This is a genomic window from Brucella sp. (assembly GCF_032066345.1).
Classification (GTDB): domain Bacteria; phylum Pseudomonadota; class Alphaproteobacteria; order Rhizobiales; family Rhizobiaceae; genus Brucella; species Brucella pseudogrignonensis.
In genome coordinates this window covers 313,208-329,638 of sequence record NZ_DAMBKZ010000001.1, presented here as the reverse complement: position 1 = coordinate 329,638, position 16,431 = coordinate 313,208, and the positions used below count along the sequence as shown (strand labels likewise).

The window sequence follows — 16,431 nt, the reverse complement described above, 5'->3', positions numbered from 1 at the left end:
CCATCGGGCGAGGTTTTCTTTTTAGGGAGATCTCAATGCGCATCTTTGGAACCATCCTTCCATACATCGGCAAGGTTATCGGCCCATGTGATGCCGAAGGTTTCCCAGCTATGACGCCAGATGAAGAACGTGCGGCTCGTTTTGAAACCGTAAGCTGGTGCTTTGCATGGTTTGGTCAGGTCGGTCTGTTCCCGATTGGCGAGCCAATGCCGCGTAAGATCGATCCCAATAACCCACGCCAGTACGCGCCGGGAAACATTTAATCACAAGAGTTTAGCAGCGTAGGGAAGTGGTCATCCCGCTAGGTTCATACCCTGGAAATCACCGGTTCGAGTCCGGTCGCTGCAACCAAATCCGCCGTGGCGGATGTGCACGAGGGGCGGGAAATTTCCGACTTGGCCGGCCGGGAGCTAGGACCAAGACTACGTTCGCGCTGAAGAAGCAACGCCGCCGCCCCTGTCTGCTGCGAAGCAGGCTCATATAACGGTGTTAAGCGGGTAATCCCGGCATCAACCTTAAAATTTGGAGAGAATTATGCGTTTTGGTTTCAAACCAATGGCGAGCGTCATGCTATCTGCATTTTCCAGCATCGCAGGCTTTTTGGTCCCGTTGCAGCCCTTCTGGTCCACTTTGCCCCGTAAAGGTTCGCGTGGCGTAAGCAGGCGAGTTCGAACTGGCGGCCGTCGCCGGTACACTCCAAACGGCCCCCGCGAGGTCTCCCGCCGTCTTAAACAGATTGCGGAAGGCAGGCTCACCGCCAGCAATGGCGTAGTTTGAGCCTTAGCCGCCGCCATATGGCTCCATCCGATGCAAAAGCGCCCGACAGGCCAGAGCCGTTCTACGGTCTCCGCCGCGCTTTTTAATAGCGATGAGGGCATTTGCAGAGATGTCTAGCAGCCTCGCGCACTCTGCATCAGAGCGCGCAAGGGCGGCGGCTTTCATTTCATCAATCCAAGCTTGGAAATCTTGTGGCGACATCGAAGTTTCTTTGATGTTTGTGGCGGTGCGTATCCAAGTATCATTGATTTAGGGACGCATCAACGATGGCAGGTCCTCATTACCGTCTTGACGTCAAATACAATGGCTCGAGCGCATTCGATAAGATGATCAGGACTATTCAGTCCCCTGAGCTTCGTTCTGCGATGGCGCGAGGTGTTTCCGAGCACGCTGATGAGCAAAAACGTCAGTCGGTTACCCGGATCGCTGCCACAACTGGCGTTCCGAAAAGCCGGATTAATACCAAAACTAAGGTCATCCGCGCGTCCTCGATGAATCTGACTGCAACCGTTCGCACCGCGGATGAGGCTATTTCGCTCGGCCGTTACGGTCGACCGTCGTGGAACCGCTCGATGCCAGGCACAGAGGCAACGGGCTGGAACGTCCGCAGGATCTTCCGCAAGTCCTTCATGATCGGAAGCGACGTTTACGTCCGGACAACAAAGAAGCGGAAGCCCCTCAAGAAGCTCCACATGGCTGTGCTCGCAAACGAACTTGCGAAGCCCTCACGACCGAACGTTGCGCAAGCGGAATCCTTCGCTGCGCTGGATCTCGAAAAGCGAGTGACGCGCCACGTCACCTTATCTCTCGGAATTTAGGATGTGTCATGGCTAAGGCAGCAAGTGTCGGCGGCGTATGGATTCCCGAAACTTGCAGCAAGGCTGACCTTTCGACCCTTCTAGGGATATCTATCCGATCTATCCGGGATCTGGAGGTCACCGGCGTCCTTGTGCCAGCTGCAGGAAGAGGGCGGTACGAAACGCTCCCGTCCATTCAGAACTACCTCAGCCGCTTGCGTGAGCAGGCAGCGGGTAGGGCTACAAAAGGCGGCAACAATCTCGCAGACGAACGAGCTGAAGAAACTCGGATCGATAAAGAGATCAAAGCCATCAAGCTTGCCCAGCTCAAAGGCGAAATTCTAACGCTTGATGAGGTTTCAGCAAGCTGGTCCGCTTTCGCAGGCGTGATCAAAGGAATGCTTTTGACGATGCCTAGCAAGGCGCGCACCAGCATCCCCCATCTCACCGCCCACGATGGCGAAGTCCTGCGCGATATGGTTCGCGACATGCTGCTCGACCTCTCTGATGAAGTCGAAGCGAGCGTGATTGCCGGCGACAAGAGGTCTTTCAAAAGTGGCAAGTAACGCAGTCCACGTGCTTGCACGTGGCTTGGCGAAGGCTTTGCGCCCGCCAGATAAGCTATCGTACTCGCAATGGGCTGCTGAAAATTTCCGATTAAGTAAGGCGTCGTCTTCGGCGCCTGGTCGTTTTCGCCCATGGAAGTACCAGAGAGGCATTCTCGACGCGATTGGTGACCCGACAATTGAGCGGGTTTCCGTGATCAAATCTGCCCGAACCGGCTACACCGTCGGTTTGGTTGCTGCAATCGGCGCCATCGCGGTTAATGACCCGTGCCCGATCATTCTTCTTATGCCGACGGACGACGACGCCCGCGGTATCGCTGTTGACGAAATCGATCCCGCTTTCCGTGAGAGCCCAGCGCTCCGAGAGGTGATGCGAATTGGTCGGTTCGACGGCCGTAACACACTTACTCAGCGCTCCATGCAAGGTGGTGGATCGCTGAAAATCCTATCGGCGCGCGCTCCGCGTAACCTTCGCCGTCACACAGCCAAAGTGCTGCTGGCGGATGAGGTCGACGGCATGGAAATCACCAATGAAGGTGATCCAATCAAGCTGGCGGAAAAGCGCACCACGTCTTTCGCTGATCGCAAGATCGTAATTGGCTCTACGCCTACTGACGAAGCGAAATCTATCGTCCTCAAAAGGTACGACGAGTCTGATCAGCGAATCTTTGAAGTGCCCTGTATCCACTGCGATACGCCATTCGAAATGCTCTGGCAGCACATCGATTGGCCACGAGGGGAGCCCGAAAAGGCCGTCTGCATCTGCCCGCACTGCGGTTCCGAGATCGAGGAGCGGTACAAGCCGCAAATGGTCGAGGATGGTGAATGGCGGGCTATGCGGCCGGAAGTCAAAAACCATGCTGGCTTCCGTCTAAATGCGCTGGTTTCGCAGTTTGCGAACGCGTCATGGGCAAAACTGGCCGAAGAATACGAAAAGGCCGTCAAAAATGGTCCTTCGGATATGCAGGTGTTTTACAACACCGTGCTCGGCCGTGTTTGGTCCACCGCGATCAACTATGTCAGCGCAAACGAACTTCTGACCCGACTTGAGGACTTCGGCCTTGATTGGGATCACGAGGCAAACCAGTGGCGGGAAGATATACCCGAAGCGGTTGCGTACATCACAGCCGGCGTCGACGTTCAGCCTGACCGTCTGGAAGTGGTTTTCATCGGGCATAGCCCAGATAATCGCTACATTCTTGGCCACTACGTCATTCGCGGTAACGCTACACTGCAATCGACTTGGGACGAGCTCGATGCACTGCTTTCCACGAGATGGAAGCATCCGCTCGGCGGTGAAATTGGTGTCGAAGCGGCATGCGTCGACTCCGGCGACGGTAATATGACGCAACGCGTCTATGACTTTTGCGAATACACGATGGCACGACGCATCGTCGCCATTAAAGGTCAGGCCGGACCACATCCGGTTCTTCGGGCAAGCCGCAACAAACGGCGAAACCGTACTGCCACTCTCTATATCGTGGGTGTTGATACCGTAAAAACCGACATTTTGGTCAATTTGCCCTTGGAAAAGGGCGATCAGCAGTCGTTTCGGTACTCGAATACGCTCCAGCCTGAATGGTTTGACCAGTTCACGTCGGAGCGACGCGAGATCAAGTACGTCAAAGGCCGACCGGTCATCTCGTTCGAACGCATCGGAAAGAAGCGTGCTGAAGCATTAGACTGCACTGTCTATGCCTTGGCCGCCAAGAACCTTTGCCGTTTCGAGTACGAAAAACGATACGAACAGCTCAAAGGCAGCAATGCATCGGCCCGTCCGAGCCTGCGTGAGCTCTCCAAAAGACTTCATGGGTAGGTGTTCATGGCTGAAGCAAGCATTGAGAAGCCGCGATACCGCGTGCCCGCTGTATCGCGCGCGCCGCTGCCATATCCGCAGCCACAGGCGGCTTACTTCAAGGGTGAGAAAAATCCGCTCATGTTTTCATGGCGGCCGGCGTTGCGTGAAGGCTACGTCGACATCCAAAACTCGTGGGAAAAGGCCGCTGCCCGCGCGATCGATAGTATCCAGAATTCCGGTTTCATCGGGAATGGTGTTGCAGTCAGTACAGGCGGTGTTGTCGGGGATGGTCTCAAGCTGGCGCCCCGGCCGGATGCTGTGACTCTCGGTTGGACGGCAAAGCAGGCGAATAAATGGAGCCGTAAGGTCGGTTCCAAGTTCTATCTCTGGGCGATCAATCCGCGTGAATGCGACGCGGGTGGACGCATGAACTTCTACATGCAGCAGCAAGCGGCGTACGCCTCATATCTCGCCTATGGGGAGATCCTTGGGCTTCTGCCTCTTATTGATCGTCCGCATACAAAAACCATGACGAAGGTAGCCTTGCTGCCTCCGTCTCGTCTCGAAAACCGTAATGATATGGAGGGCGGCCTTTATCAAGGCGTCAAAGTCGATGGCTGGGGTTGTCCGCAATCTTATCTCATTCGTCGCAAGCCTGCGGGCGTTGGGACGGAAGATGCTGTTGAAATCCAAGCTTGCGACGGAGACGGTCGGCGAAATGTACTTCACTATTTCGATCCGGCTATCAGTACTACTCGCGGTATATCTCCTATCGCGAATGTCCTGAAAGTGACTCGTCAGGTCGATCAATATGCCGATGCTACGCTCACAAGCGCGTTAATCCAGACAATTTTTGCCGCAACGCTAAAGACCGATATCAAAGGTATCGCGGCTTTTGATGGCTTGTTTACGGATCGAGACGCTCAGAAGAGCACTGATTTTGACATCAGAGATTTTGGCGCCGCTCGAGGTGAATGGTACGACGGTTCGCAGATCGACCTTACGCAACACGGCCGCATCGCTCATCTTTTCCCGAATGACGAGCTTCAATTCACTGAAGCAAAGCAGCCTGGGCAGCAATACGACTCGTTTATGGGATGGCTACTGCGAGAAATCGCTGCTGGCTTCAACATTTCCTATGAATCGCTCACCGGCGACTATCGCGGCGCGACATACTCTTCAGTTCGCATGGCGGGTGCCAATGAATGGCTAACTGTCATGCGCCGTCGCAACAACATCATTATTCCTTTCTGTCAGGCTGTTTATGAGGCTTGGCTAGAGGAAATGGTAATGACGGGGAAACTCGAATTCCCCGGTGGTATCGATAAGTTTCTCGAAAACAAAGATGCCGCTTGCACCGCGAATTGGAGCGGACCAGCCCGTCCACAGGCAGATGAGTTCAAAACTGCCCGTGCGTACCAAGTTCTCAAAGAAATGGGCGTCACGACCCTTTCCGCCATCAGCTCAGCATATGGCGAAGACTGGGATGATGTAGCGCGCCAGCAGTCCGAAGAAAATGCTTACTACCGTGATCTTGGCCTTCCAGAGCCGTGGCGTAACACGGAGCAGGAGGCATTCGATCAGGGCAGGGACGATACCGAGCTCGGATTGAAAGACCCCGGCCAACCACCCGGCGAAAAACGTGATCGAAGTAAGATCCCCGGCCGATCTCGTAAAGGCGCTGGCCGGCCGGAAAATGATCCCGACAAGGAAGAGGACGACTAATGGCGATCGACTATAACGCCCTCTTCGGTGAGGAGACCTATGATCCATGTGCGGCGCTGAAAGTGCTTCGGCCCGCATTGATCAAATTGAAGGTCGAAGGGCAAACAACGCGCGTCTCCTTTCGAGACCGATCCGTTGAGATGAAGGCGGCGGATCTTTCGTCGCTGGAATCCCTCGTCAACCAACTTGAGAGCGAATGCGCAGCGATCCACGGCCGTCGCGGTCCAAGACGCGCGATCACGGCCGGCTCTCGCTACTGACAAGGACAAATCCAATGAAAGTATTGGAAGCTGCGCTTTCGGCGCCATGGCTCATTGTGCAGCAAAACCTGGAAGATATCCTCGGCATTGCGGCGCGAGAGAAGGAATGGACGCCCGAAGTTCTGGAAAAATACCGTTCCCGTCCCCTGGAGCGAACCGAACGTGCGGCGCGTCGTGGTGATGTTGCCATTCTCAATATTCATGGCGCGTTGTTCAAACGGGGTAATCTGTTCGTAGATGTCTGCGGTGCGATGTCATACGAGATATTGAACCGCGACTTTCAGGCGGCGCTGGATGACCCTTCGATCAAGGGTATCGCCTTGTATATGGACACGCCAGGCGGAGTCGCTTCTGGCTGCGATGAGTTTGCGCAATCCGTTTTTGACGCTCGCGGGAAAAAGCCGATCACTGCCTACGTTTCCGGCGCGGCTTGCTCCGCTGGATACTGGATCGCGTCAGCAGCAGACAAAATTGTGATCAGCGAAAGCTCAATGGTTGGTTCGATTGGCGTGGTTATGACCATTCCAAAGACCGGCGAGAAGGCAACTGAAATTGTCTCTTCAAACGCGCCTGCAAAGCGTCCGGACGTAGAAACTGATGAAGGTCGCGCGCGTATCCAGCAAATGGTTGACGACCTAGAAACGGTCTTCATCTCGGCCGTAGCGCGTAACCGCGGGGTGTCTGAAGACACCGTTAAGCAGAAATTCGGTTCTGGCGGGGTCGAGATCGGCGCAAAAGCCGTAGCCCTCGGCATGGCTGATAAAGTCGGACAGTTCGAACAGGTTCTAGCTGACCTTCAGAAGTCCACCCCAAACACCTCCACTAAAATTTCCATCAAGGGAGAAGCTTCAATGGCTGATAAGGCCCCTGTAGCAACAGAAAACAAGACTGGCACCGAGCAGGTGCCGGAATCGCAGGCGCCTGCGGCCGTAGACCAGAAAGATCGTATCCGGGCGATCGTGACTTCTGATCTGGGCAAGCAGTTCCCTGCAACCGCATCAGCGCTCGCTTTCGACACCGATCTTGGCGCTGAAGCTGCAGCGGCCGTTCTTGCAGCTGTGGCGGAGGACAAAGCGCCAGCGGCTGCACAGTCCACTCCGGGTAAAGAGAGCTACCAGCAGCGGAAGCAAGACGCAGGCGCGCTCGGCTTCGGACAGCCAGAGGCCAGCCAAGAGCGGCCGAACCCTATGCGAGCATCAGCCGCAAAAATCAACGCCAAGCGTAACAAGTGAGGAACCAATGGCGAGAGTTCTAACAGAAGGCCGTCACGCGGCCGAATTCATCATGGAAGAGCTTGGCGTAAGCTTTTCTCGTGACAATATCGTAATTCCGGCAGGGACTGGCAAGGTTGAACCAGGCACCGTGTTGGGCGCTGTTACCACGTCAGGAAAGTTTATTCCTTCCCCGGCCAGTGCGGTCGAAGGCAAGGAAGGCGCCGAAGTGGCTTCCGCAATCAACATCTACGGCGTTGATGCAACAGAAGCTGACGTAGCCGTTTCGGCTCTCGTGCGCGGCTCAACCGTCAATTCCCACATCATTCAGTACGATACGACGGTTGCGGATGACGCAGCGAAGGCCGCCAAAAAGGCGCAGCTCGCTGGTGTCGGCATCGTTGTACGCTAAGGAGTACGCTAGACATGGCTGAACTTACACTTGACGCCTTCAACGACGACGCGTTCTCGCTTCATTCGCTCACCGACACTATCGAAGATCTGCAATTTGTCCCTGGCCGCCTTGGCGAGCTGGGCATCTTCGCTGAAGATTCGATCTCAACCACGTTGGCAAGCTTTGAAAAGCGAGGCACACAGCTGACGCTTATCCAGCCGACTCCGCGCGGTGGTCCAGGCGTCACTACAGATAAGAAGAAGCGCGAAATGCGCGCCCTTGAAGTGCCTCATTTCCAGATTGACGACGCAATCTATGCGGAAGAAGTGCAGGGCATTCGCAAGTTTGGCACCACGAGCGAGCTTGAACAGCTCTCCGATAAGGTCGCTGGCCGCCTGAGCGAGCACAACGACAGTGTAGCTGCGACGGAAGAACATGCACGCATGGGCGCTGTTAAGGGCACTATCGTTTATGCCGATGGCAGCTCAACGGACTTGTTTAAGGAATTTGGCGTTACGCGCATTCCTGAAATCAATTTCGCGTTGGGGACCGCGAAGGATGGTGCACTACGCGCGACTTGCTCCAAGCTTGTCCGCACTGTTTCGGATGAACTTGGAGCCCTGCGCTTCACCGGAATCCACGCTCTTTGCGGTGATGACTTCTTTGACGCGCTTTTGAAAAACGTCGAAGTGCGTGAAACATATAAGGGCTGGTCTGACGCTCAAATTCTGCGCGAAGGTTATCTCGGGCCAAATCGCTCCACTTACGGAATTTTCGAGTTTGGTAATATCGTCTTCGAAAACTACCGTGGCTCCGTAAATGGAACCGACTTCATTGAGAAGGACAAGGTCCAGCTCTTCCCAATGGGTGTGCGTGGCCTCTTCAAGTCGATCCGTTCGCCGGCCGACTACATCGAAACCGTGAATACGCCGGGTCGCCGCGTTTATGCCAAGCAGTACCGAATGCTGAATGACAAGGGTGTGCACCTCGAAGTGCAGACCAACAGTCTTCACGTCTGCACCCGTCCGCGCGTTCTGCTGAAGGGCAAGCTCTAAGGATCTCACATGTTCAGTAAGTTCGCCGAATTCGAGCGGCTAATTTCCGACCGCGTCGATGACGTCATGGGTGAGCGCACGCTCGTAACCCACTATAAAAAAGCGGAATTTGTCGCTGCAGCGCCGGACCCTGAACGTGAGCCCCTTGAAGTCGTTGGCGTGGTTGATTTCACGCCAACGATTCCACAAATGCAGGATCGCGGAAGATACGACGGGTTCATTCCGTCGCTCGCTGGCGACAAGATTATTGTCTCTTACGATCAGTACGCATTCAAAAACCCCTCCGATCGTCCCGTAGATGGCACTGTCATCGAAACGATGGATCGCCCACAAAACTTTAGACTTCGCGTCACACGAGCCGATCCGGACGAACTTGGACGCATCGTCTGTGTTTGCGAGGTAAAGAAATGAGCATTCTCTCCCAAGCGCTCGTTACATCGTTTCGGAAGATGGTGACCGACCGGACATGGGCCGCTGATCGAGTTTCTGAGCAGCCAGTCGATCCGCTGGCAGACGTGCTCCGTGCTGACGGGCGCCCACCTTTACCGGTCATTGCGGTCTACTGTGATGAGGTCGCCGGGAACCCATCGGGACGCGAAACCCAAAGTGGAATGCAGAGCGTTTCCATGAACGTTTTCGCTTATCTGCCACCGGCTGGTATTCTCGTTCCTGACGGAAGCGCAGAGCTCGGGGCCGCACAGGCTGGTTTTGCCCTAAACTTGCTAGGCAGGCAGATCGACGCGTCGATGCACTACGGCCACGATGACTGGATTGCTCTCTGGCGCCGTCTCGTTCCAAGGATCACTTCGAAAAAGTCTCGGTTTGTATTGCTTGAAATCGAAACCGGCGTACGCATCCCGACACTTGAGCTGACTTACGAACTTATGGCCGTTGAAGAGCCAATGTTTGGCAAGCCGCTGTATGCCGCATGGCTTCAGCTCGACACTTTACTACGCGCCACTCCTGATGGTGCGATTGTCGCTGATTATATCAAAGCAGCAATCGAATCTCCGGATGATGTGCTGGATTATCAAAAGTTCCGCGCAAATCATGCGCTGACATACTCTGAGCTCGAAACCACCGGCTTTGCGCCCGTAATGATTGAGGAAACGCCTGTTTTGCAAGGCGTTAATCTCGTGGAGCAAAGGCCCGATCAAGACGGGGGCTGACCATGGCACTTGAATTTCTCCAGTCCCTGATGGAGCAGCTTGTCGACGTCCAGCGCCGCATGGGCGGTGTATCGATGAAAGGCAAAGTCTCGCCGGATCATATCGATCCCAAAGCCGGCAAGGTTCGCTTGATTATTGGTCAGGATGACGACGGAAAAGACGTTCTGTCGCCATGGGTTCCATATGCGCAGACGGCTGGGGCTTTGAAAGTCCATTCGGCGCCGTCTGGCGGCCAGACGATGGAAATCTCGTCAGACAGTGGCGATGTGGAGCAGGGGACAGCACGCTCGCTTCACTGGTCCGATGACAATCAATCGCCCTCTGAGAAGGGAGACGAGCATGTCATCACGTTCGGCAATGTCCGTATTGAGCTGCGCAACGGAGAGCTTGTGCTGAAGCTTCCTCGGCTACTGGTCGAGAGTGGAAGCACAACCTTTGAACTATCTGGAGGCGGCCTGAAAGCGGTCGCAAACGATTATCAATTTGACTGAGGTGTTTCATGCCAGGTGTCGCTTGCGTAGGTGTCGATTTTGCAGGTGGCGTACAGCTGGGCATGCAGGCGGCTAAGTTTAAGATCCGAGGGCAAGCTCTTGTAGTGGTTGGAGACCGTGTCGCAGGACATGGCGAACCACCACACACCAGCCCGGTAATGGCGCAAGGAACTTCCAAGTTCCGCGTCTCAGGCATTCCGGTTTGCCGCGAAGGCCATGCCGCCACGTGTGGTCACACCACATCCGGCCGTTCGTTCTTCCGAATTCCATAAGAGGTCACCATGCCAGGCATGAGCGCTGATACCGGGCTTGTTCTCGGCGGGTACGATCACGTCGAGCAGAGCCTCGCTAAGATTATTACGACACGGCTAGGCGAACGCTGGATGCACGAATGGTTCGGCAATCCCGGTCTCCGCCTTCTAGGCCAAAATGCCAATGAGCCCAACGTTCTTCTTTGGATAAACACAATCTGGATGCTTGTCGATTTGTACGAGCCACGATTCAAAATCGAGCGCTTCGATTTGGACGGAATTCATCGTGATGGCCTCGGAGAATTTAGCATGTTCGGGCAGTACCGCCCGTTCGCCCACCTCGATTGGACGCAGGCAAAGGCGTTCGTGAGCGTTTCAGGCGGCACTGTAAGGCTTTCCCTAGCTGACTGAGGAATAAGTCCATGACTATTGATTTAACAACCTTGGCCACTCCTAGAGTGATCGAGACGGTCAGCTATGCGAGCATTTTAGATCAAGCACTTGCGGATCTGAAGGAGCGGTTTCTTAAATCCGGCATCACATATGATGTCGGAAATCTCGAGACTGATCCCGCCAAGATCCTTGTCGAAGTTTCATCGGCTCGTGAGATCATCATTCGACAGCGCATCAACGATGCAGCAAAGGCGAACCTCATTGCCTATGCATCGGGAAGCGATCTTGACCATCTCGCAGCATTTTATGATGTGACAAGACTGGCGGGAGAGAATGACATCCAGCTTCGCGCTCGAGTCGTTCTCGCAATTCAGGCACGCTCACCTGGAGGGTCTTCATACTGGTATAAGCAGGCCGCTTTGCGCGCTGATACGCGCATCAAAGATGTCGTCGTTTATCGCGAGATGTTCTGGCCGATTATCCATGTGGCTGTATTATCTTCGCAAGATGGCGGCGTTCCTGATAAGGCAATGCTCGACGCCGTCACAGCAGAGATCATGAGTGATCGCGTCCGCCTGCTGAACGACACCATTATTGTTGAGGCCGCAGTAACGCAGACCGTCGACGTCGCAGCGGATATTTGGCTGTTGCCAGACGCAAGCTCCAATTTAGTCACGGAGTTGGAGGGTATCCTCAGAAAAGCATGGCAGGAGGAATCTGGCGTCGGCTTTGATCTTGAGATCTCGTGGCTGGAATCTCGTCTCCATATTGAGGGTGTTAAAAAGGTAGTCGTCACCTCTCCATCTGCATCGATCATCAACTCCGAAGGCTCGGCAACGGCCCTCGGAACTATCACACTCACCAATAAAGGCCGGGATTACTGATGGTTGACCGTTCCGCATTGCTGCCCAGCAATGCCACGGCGCTCGAAACAGCTATTTCCGAGTCCATGGACCGGACACCTGAAATCGGGCCCGGTGTGGTTGCGCTGCGCGGTTTTAAATACAATCCTTCTGATGAGATCGTCCCTTACCTGGTGGCAGAATACGGCCTGCAAGAGATCGCCGATTTCATTCCAGATTTACGATTGCTGTTATCACGCGGCGTCGCGTGGCAGCGAATTATTGGCACTCCATCTGCAGTTCACACAGCGTTGCGCTGGATCAATCATGACGGCGATATCGAGGAATCCAGCTTCGATGATGCAAAATGGTGGCAGTTCCAAATCCATTTGCCGTTCGAGGTTCGCAACACCGGCTTTGTGAAGCCGATGACGCGGCTCGTTAAAGCTTCAAAGCCCTTGCGATCGGATTTCATACGCGTCACGGCGGGATGGGATGTGCGGGCTTTTCGTCTCGACACGCATCAGCTCGACGGCGGCGCATATCTTGATGACTGGTCCGGTATTCGTCGAACACCCGACGAGCCGGTTTTGTCACTGCGCTTCCATCACCGTGACCGCGTTCGTTTCTGGCGGCAGGATATCGTTAAGGCTCGGTACGCCGCCCATTTAACTCAGCCCTATCGTATCCGCTACGACCTTCCGATGCGCCAACGTCAAGGCATGTTCGCAGCAATATCAACCCGCCTCACGCGCTATAGCGAACCGGCCATCCAGCCGTTTCAAAACGCGCCTTTTGTCTCCGCATCGTTCGGCAAGCCAGCCTTCCGGGCGCATTTAGGGCTTTCATAAAATGGCTTCTCCAGTTTTTACCATTGGCTCCCGCACCATTGTCGCGCAGTTGTTAATGCAGCAGCCGCTATTTCTCGCGGTTGGAAGTGGCGATCCCGCGTGGGACGACATTCCGCCGCCCGCCACTCCAGAGGAAGAAGCGCTCGAAATGGCGGCTCTTTCAAAAGAGACATCGCTGAAGAACTGCGTCGGCTTCACGCGCATCCGATCAAAGTCTTTCGTCATGCCCGATGAGGCAGGAACGATCGTCATGCTGGATGGCTCCAAATGGTCGAAAACCAATGATCCGGTTCCGGCATTTATGCTCGAATATCTGCTGGAGCTTGAAGACGCGACCGGCGTCTCTTTGCGTGAAAACGGTATTTATGTCGGCACGCAATTCGCAGCCAGCGTTCCAGCCGGTCAAATGTACGTGCCACTTGCGGACGTGACTTCGCCGGGCACGCTGATCCAGCTCACCCGCTTTCCTCCGATCGTTCGCGACGGTTCGTTGAGCCAGTCGATGACGCCTATTCTTGAGGTCTGAACCCTATGAGCATTTTCATTCGACATGGATTTCTTGACCGCTATAGCCGAGGCGCAAAACGCTTCGCGCTTGCCTTCAGGAAGAAGCTCTATCTGCAATCGACAGACTTGAACGAGCTTCAGTCTATGGGCGACGACAAGATGCGGCGCGGTTTTGACGTCTTGTTTCAGGACGGTCGCGTTACGGCTGGACCGGCTCCGGTTGTGGAGGAAGTCGACGAGGATCGCATCCGCGTCAAACTTGGCGATTGCACGGTCTATGTTGGTGGCTACTTCCACGATGTTCCTGCCGCCGAGTTCGTCCTGAATAAAGCTGGTACCGCCTTTATCGGTGTGATCGTTACCGAGAAGACCATTGACGATGTAATTGATCCATCGCTTAAAGGAAGTATTCCGGACACGCAGGCATACATGCAGGCAGGCGCAAGCCGGATTGAAATTTCCGTCTCCTGGTCGCACTCGCGCATCCTCAACGAAAGTCCCCTCGTCAACGTCTATACCGTTCTCGACGGCACGATCCTGATGTCGGACACCAACACCGAATTCTCGGAGATCTACAAGGCACTCGCCCGCCAGTCGGACGAAAGCAACGGCAGCTTTGTAACGAGCGGTTTCGAAGTTTTTGCGAACGGCGCTGATGGAAGCGGAAATCAGGTGTTTTCCGTTTCCGAAGGCGTTGCATGGCTCAATGGATGGCGTACCGCACGTTCTCAAGGGTTGCGTTTCGTCATTCCTGAAGAACCGGACCTTGCACCCGTCGATAATGAAACGCACCGCTTCACCGCCGCGACAGGCGGTGAACAGACGATCCAGCTCACCAAATCACCGATTGCCAGGGTTCGCCGCGTCACCATTGTTAAAGAGACAACGCAGACGATCGTGCACGGTTCTTACAGCGGCGTGACTGATCAGCTGCCGCATTCATCCATCAAGCAGATTTTCAAGGTGTGGGATACAACGCGCGAATATCCGGCAACCACGTCATGGATCAATTCTGGCGGCTCGCTAGACTGGTCGCCTTCCGGACCTGAACCTGCACCCGGTGCCTCGTATGAAATCCACTATCAATATTACGAGAACATCACGCTGGCACCGGAAGCGATCGGGCGCAACTTCCTGAAGATCAGCGGCGCGGCAAAGGAAACAGACGTATTCCTTGATTATGATTACAAGCTGCCGCGCATCGATGTGATCGCGCTGATCCCAGGAGGCTATCTGGCTCATATCAAGGGAACATCGTCCGCCACCCGGCCCAGAGCACCTTCGGTTCCTGCAACGCATCTTGAACTTGCCCGCGTGACCAATAACTGGGGCTTGCTTCCAGGCATCGAGCAGACTGCCGTTCCGAATATGGACTATTCGGAAATGCGCAACCTGAAGGAGACGGTTGTCAATCTGGCCGATCTGGTGGCGCAGCTCCGCTTGCGCTTCGATGTCAACGCACGGGACGTATCAGCCCGGCGCGGCATGTTTGTGGATTCCTTCGTCAACGATGCCATGCGTGATCAGGGCGTGGCGCAGACGGCTGCAAGCTATGGCGGAAAGCTGCGCCTGCCGATCAAGACAACGGCCCACGAGTTCCCGGCAATGACAGATCCGTTGATGCTGCCATTCTCCGAGGAAATTGTTCTGAGCCAGTTGCGCGAAAGCGGCGAGATCGAGATCAATCCGAATGCCGTCTTTACCGCAGTACCGGGCCGCGCAACGCTCAATCCCGCGACAGATACGTGGACGGACAAGAACACGGTCTGGTCATCGAGCGAAACACAGAGCTTCGATTCCTCGATGGGCGAGTATTTGCCGGACTACATCACTGGCATAGACATCACGGCCAACGTGGAGAAAGTCCGGACGGATGTGAAAGCGGCAGAGTTCATCCGGCAGCGTCCGCTTGCCTTCCGGATCGAAGGTTTCCGGCCCAACGAAACACTGGCGAAGATATTCTTTGACGAGATCGAGATCGCGCCAGCCACCCTTTCCGGTCCTGCCGGAAACGATGGCGTTATTACCGGCACGCTGGAAATCCCGCCCAAAGTTCCGACCGGCACCAAGATTGTTGTGTTCCAGGGCGCGTTCACTGAAGCCTCATGCACCTATGCGGCGCGCGGTGAGATCAGCACAGAAGAGTATCGCCTTGCCACTTCCGTCCAGACAACAACCGCGACAATGCCGAAGCCTGTCGTCAACAACACAGTGATTAACAACGTCACCAACGTGACCAACGTCACTCAGCCGACCGGCAATCAAAACAACTCGATCGTTATCAAAGAACGCGGACCAAGGAGCGGACACCATGACTAACCCGATCTCGCAGCCTTTCGTGCTGACTGAATCGCGTTGCCTTACTGGCGTATCGGTCAAATGCACCCGCGCAGGCGATCCCGCGAAGCCGGTTCTGGTGCAGATCAGGCCGATGGAATATGGCGCAGCCGATCCTAAAACTGTGCTGGCGGAAGCATATGTCCCCGGATCGGCCCTGAAGGCAGGCGAGTTCTTTGATGCCAACTTCCGTTATCCGGTCTATTCCGACAAGGCCCGCAACCTTGCCATCGTGCTGATGACGGACGATCCAACCCGTACTGTGGCGGTTGGCAGGCTGGGCGACGTGGACAAAACCGGCCAGCTGATCAGCCAGCAGCCCTTTACTGTTGGCTCGCTTCAGATTTCTTCGAACGGTGCAACCGTTACAACGCTCGACGGCACATATCTGGTCTGCAAGCTGCGCGGCGCACGATTTACCGAAACCGAGAAGCGCGCCTATGTCGGCACGTTCAAGGCGGCGAAGATGTCAGATATTCTGGTGTCAGCCGGTGTCGAATATCCCGAAACGGGAACTGATGTTGCGATCATCCTCAAACGTCCGGATGGCAGTGAAATCGTGTCGTCGCCGACGCAGGCACATATGCTCACCGAATATATCGTCAACGAGGATATTCAGGTGTTCGCTCATTTGCGCGGATCGGATCGGGTGACGCCTTTCGTCTTTCCCGGTGTACAGGTGCGTGAGGGAGAGCTTCAGCCAACCGCAACTTATGAAACCCGCTCTGTTGAGTTCAAGGATGCGAGCAAGGTTGTCACCACGATCGAAGCAAAGCTTCCGAGCGGTTCATCCGCACAAGTGTCGATTGGTGTGCAAGGTGATTTCGTCCAGGCCGCGCCGGTTGAAGCGATCCCGCTTGGTGATGGGCTCGCAGAGCAGACCTATCAGCGGCCTGACTATCCCGAAGCAAATCTGGATGCCCGCACGCGCATTGTTTTGAACGGCACGCCAGCTGCGCGCCCGGAAATATCGAACCTGCGCATGTGGATTTCGAAGGTGGCATGAC

The 16,431-nt window shown here is 55.1% G+C and carries 19 protein-coding genes and 1 tRNA gene; all 20 read left to right on the top strand.

Annotated features, from left to right (window positions below):
• The first annotated feature begins 35 nt into the window (after positions 1–35).
• The 20 genes from RT142_RS01725 (at position 36) to RT142_RS01630 (ending at position 16,430) form a co-directional block, all read left to right on the top strand.
• Complete coding sequence (locus RT142_RS01725) at positions 36–263, top strand: hypothetical protein (RefSeq protein ID WP_313026814.1); 228 nt, start codon at positions 36–38, stop codon at positions 261–263.
• 12 nt (positions 264–275) lie between these two features.
• Positions 276–351, top strand: a tRNA-Met gene (locus RT142_RS01720).
• A 692-nt stretch (positions 352–1,043) separates the two neighbouring features.
• Entirely contained in the window at positions 1,044–1,595 is a 552-nt protein-coding gene (locus RT142_RS01715; RefSeq protein ID WP_313026812.1) for a hypothetical protein, read from the top strand.
• Positions 1,596–1,603: 8 nt separating this feature from the next.
• Entirely contained in the window at positions 1,604–2,140 is a 537-nt protein-coding gene (locus RT142_RS01710; protein WP_313026809.1) for a hypothetical protein, read from the top strand.
• Positions 2,130–3,956, top strand: a complete 1,827-nt coding sequence (locus tag RT142_RS01705) for a phage terminase large subunit family protein (RefSeq protein WP_313026807.1) — start codon at positions 2,130–2,132, stop codon at positions 3,954–3,956. The genes RT142_RS01710 and RT142_RS01705 overlap by 11 nt, the downstream gene beginning before the upstream one ends.
• 6 nt (positions 3,957–3,962) lie before the next feature.
• Positions 3,963–5,663 (top strand): phage portal protein, encoded by a 1,701-nt coding sequence (locus RT142_RS01700; protein ID WP_313026805.1) that lies wholly within the window; start codon positions 3,963–3,965, stop codon positions 5,661–5,663.
• The gene (locus RT142_RS01695) at positions 5,663–5,923 is read left to right on the top strand and encodes a gpW family head-tail joining protein (protein WP_313026803.1); all 261 of its coding nucleotides are present in this window, start codon (positions 5,663–5,665) and stop codon (positions 5,921–5,923) included. The genes RT142_RS01700 and RT142_RS01695 overlap by 1 nt, the downstream gene beginning before the upstream one ends.
• A gap of 14 nt (positions 5,924–5,937) precedes the next feature.
• A complete protein-coding gene (locus tag RT142_RS01690; protein ID WP_313026801.1) occupies positions 5,938–7,155 on the top strand; it encodes a S49 family peptidase in 1,218 nt (405 codons plus the stop codon).
• A 7-nt stretch (positions 7,156–7,162) separates the two neighbouring features.
• Positions 7,163–7,546, top strand: a complete 384-nt coding sequence (locus tag RT142_RS01685; protein WP_313026797.1) for a head decoration protein — start codon at positions 7,163–7,165, stop codon at positions 7,544–7,546.
• A 14-nt stretch (positions 7,547–7,560) separates the two neighbouring features.
• A complete protein-coding gene (locus tag RT142_RS01680; RefSeq protein WP_313026793.1) occupies positions 7,561–8,583 on the top strand; it encodes a major capsid protein in 1,023 nt (340 codons plus the stop codon).
• Positions 8,584–8,592: 9 nt separating this feature from the next.
• Entirely contained in the window at positions 8,593–8,994 is a 402-nt protein-coding gene (locus RT142_RS01675) for a hypothetical protein (RefSeq protein WP_313026790.1), read from the top strand.
• Complete coding sequence (locus RT142_RS01670) at positions 8,991–9,752, top strand: hypothetical protein (protein WP_313026787.1); 762 nt, start codon at positions 8,991–8,993, stop codon at positions 9,750–9,752. Before RT142_RS01675 ends, RT142_RS01670 begins: the two co-directional genes overlap by 4 nt.
• Before the next feature lie 2 nt (positions 9,753–9,754).
• Complete coding sequence (locus RT142_RS01665; RefSeq protein ID WP_313026784.1) at positions 9,755–10,243, top strand: hypothetical protein; 489 nt, start codon at positions 9,755–9,757, stop codon at positions 10,241–10,243.
• Between the two features lie 8 nt (positions 10,244–10,251).
• On the top strand, positions 10,252–10,515 hold the full coding sequence (locus RT142_RS01660; protein WP_313026783.1) for a PAAR domain-containing protein: 264 nt from the start codon (positions 10,252–10,254) through the stop codon (positions 10,513–10,515).
• A gap of 9 nt (positions 10,516–10,524) precedes the next feature.
• The gene (locus RT142_RS01655) at positions 10,525–10,905 is read left to right on the top strand and encodes a GPW/gp25 family protein (protein ID WP_313026781.1); all 381 of its coding nucleotides are present in this window, start codon (positions 10,525–10,527) and stop codon (positions 10,903–10,905) included.
• 11 nt (positions 10,906–10,916) lie between these two features.
• Complete coding sequence (locus tag RT142_RS01650) at positions 10,917–11,771, top strand: baseplate J/gp47 family protein (protein ID WP_313026779.1); 855 nt, start codon at positions 10,917–10,919, stop codon at positions 11,769–11,771.
• A complete protein-coding gene (locus RT142_RS01645; RefSeq protein WP_313026776.1) occupies positions 11,771–12,580 on the top strand; it encodes a phage tail protein in 810 nt (269 codons plus the stop codon). The genes RT142_RS01650 and RT142_RS01645 overlap by 1 nt, the downstream gene beginning before the upstream one ends.
• 1 nt (position 12,581) lies before the next feature.
• Positions 12,582–13,106, top strand: coding sequence for a hypothetical protein (locus RT142_RS01640; RefSeq protein WP_313026773.1), 525 nt, complete (start codon positions 12,582–12,584; stop codon positions 13,104–13,106).
• Positions 13,107–13,111: 5 nt separating this feature from the next.
• Positions 13,112–15,406 (top strand): DUF4815 domain-containing protein, encoded by a 2,295-nt coding sequence (locus RT142_RS01635; RefSeq protein WP_313026771.1) that lies wholly within the window; start codon positions 13,112–13,114, stop codon positions 15,404–15,406.
• Entirely contained in the window at positions 15,399–16,430 is a 1,032-nt protein-coding gene (locus tag RT142_RS01630) for a hypothetical protein (RefSeq protein ID WP_313026768.1), read from the top strand. Before RT142_RS01635 ends, RT142_RS01630 begins: the two co-directional genes overlap by 8 nt.
• Position 16,431 lies beyond the last annotated feature (1 nt).

Excerpts from the sequence above, each read along its gene's own strand:
- RT142_RS01725 (WP_313026814.1), top strand. The coding sequence starts at position 36 with ATGCGCATCTTTGGAACCATCCTTCCATACATCGGCAAGGTTATCGGC.
- RT142_RS01715 (WP_313026812.1), top strand. The coding sequence starts at position 1,044 with ATGGCAGGTCCTCATTACCGTCTTGACGTCAAATACAATGGCTCGAGC.
- RT142_RS01710 (WP_313026809.1), top strand. The coding sequence starts at position 1,604 with ATGGCTAAGGCAGCAAGTGTCGGCGGCGTATGGATTCCCGAAACTTGC.
- RT142_RS01700 (WP_313026805.1), top strand. The coding sequence starts at position 3,963 with ATGGCTGAAGCAAGCATTGAGAAGCCGCGATACCGCGTGCCCGCTGTA.
- RT142_RS01695 (WP_313026803.1), top strand. The coding sequence starts at position 5,663 with ATGGCGATCGACTATAACGCCCTCTTCGGTGAGGAGACCTATGATCCA.
- RT142_RS01690 (WP_313026801.1), top strand. The coding sequence starts at position 5,938 with ATGAAAGTATTGGAAGCTGCGCTTTCGGCGCCATGGCTCATTGTGCAG.
- RT142_RS01685 (WP_313026797.1), top strand. The coding sequence starts at position 7,163 with ATGGCGAGAGTTCTAACAGAAGGCCGTCACGCGGCCGAATTCATCATG.
- RT142_RS01680 (WP_313026793.1), top strand. The coding sequence starts at position 7,561 with ATGGCTGAACTTACACTTGACGCCTTCAACGACGACGCGTTCTCGCTT.
- RT142_RS01675 (WP_313026790.1), top strand. The coding sequence starts at position 8,593 with ATGTTCAGTAAGTTCGCCGAATTCGAGCGGCTAATTTCCGACCGCGTC.
- RT142_RS01670 (WP_313026787.1), top strand. The coding sequence starts at position 8,991 with ATGAGCATTCTCTCCCAAGCGCTCGTTACATCGTTTCGGAAGATGGTG.
- RT142_RS01665 (WP_313026784.1), top strand. The coding sequence starts at position 9,755 with ATGGCACTTGAATTTCTCCAGTCCCTGATGGAGCAGCTTGTCGACGTC.
- RT142_RS01660 (WP_313026783.1), top strand. The coding sequence starts at position 10,252 with ATGCCAGGTGTCGCTTGCGTAGGTGTCGATTTTGCAGGTGGCGTACAG.
- RT142_RS01655 (WP_313026781.1), top strand. The coding sequence starts at position 10,525 with ATGCCAGGCATGAGCGCTGATACCGGGCTTGTTCTCGGCGGGTACGAT.
- RT142_RS01650 (WP_313026779.1), top strand. The coding sequence starts at position 10,917 with ATGACTATTGATTTAACAACCTTGGCCACTCCTAGAGTGATCGAGACG.
- RT142_RS01645 (WP_313026776.1), top strand. The coding sequence starts at position 11,771 with ATGGTTGACCGTTCCGCATTGCTGCCCAGCAATGCCACGGCGCTCGAA.
- RT142_RS01640 (WP_313026773.1), top strand. The coding sequence starts at position 12,582 with ATGGCTTCTCCAGTTTTTACCATTGGCTCCCGCACCATTGTCGCGCAG.
- RT142_RS01635 (WP_313026771.1), top strand. The coding sequence starts at position 13,112 with ATGAGCATTTTCATTCGACATGGATTTCTTGACCGCTATAGCCGAGGC.
- RT142_RS01630 (WP_313026768.1), top strand. The coding sequence starts at position 15,399 with ATGACTAACCCGATCTCGCAGCCTTTCGTGCTGACTGAATCGCGTTGC.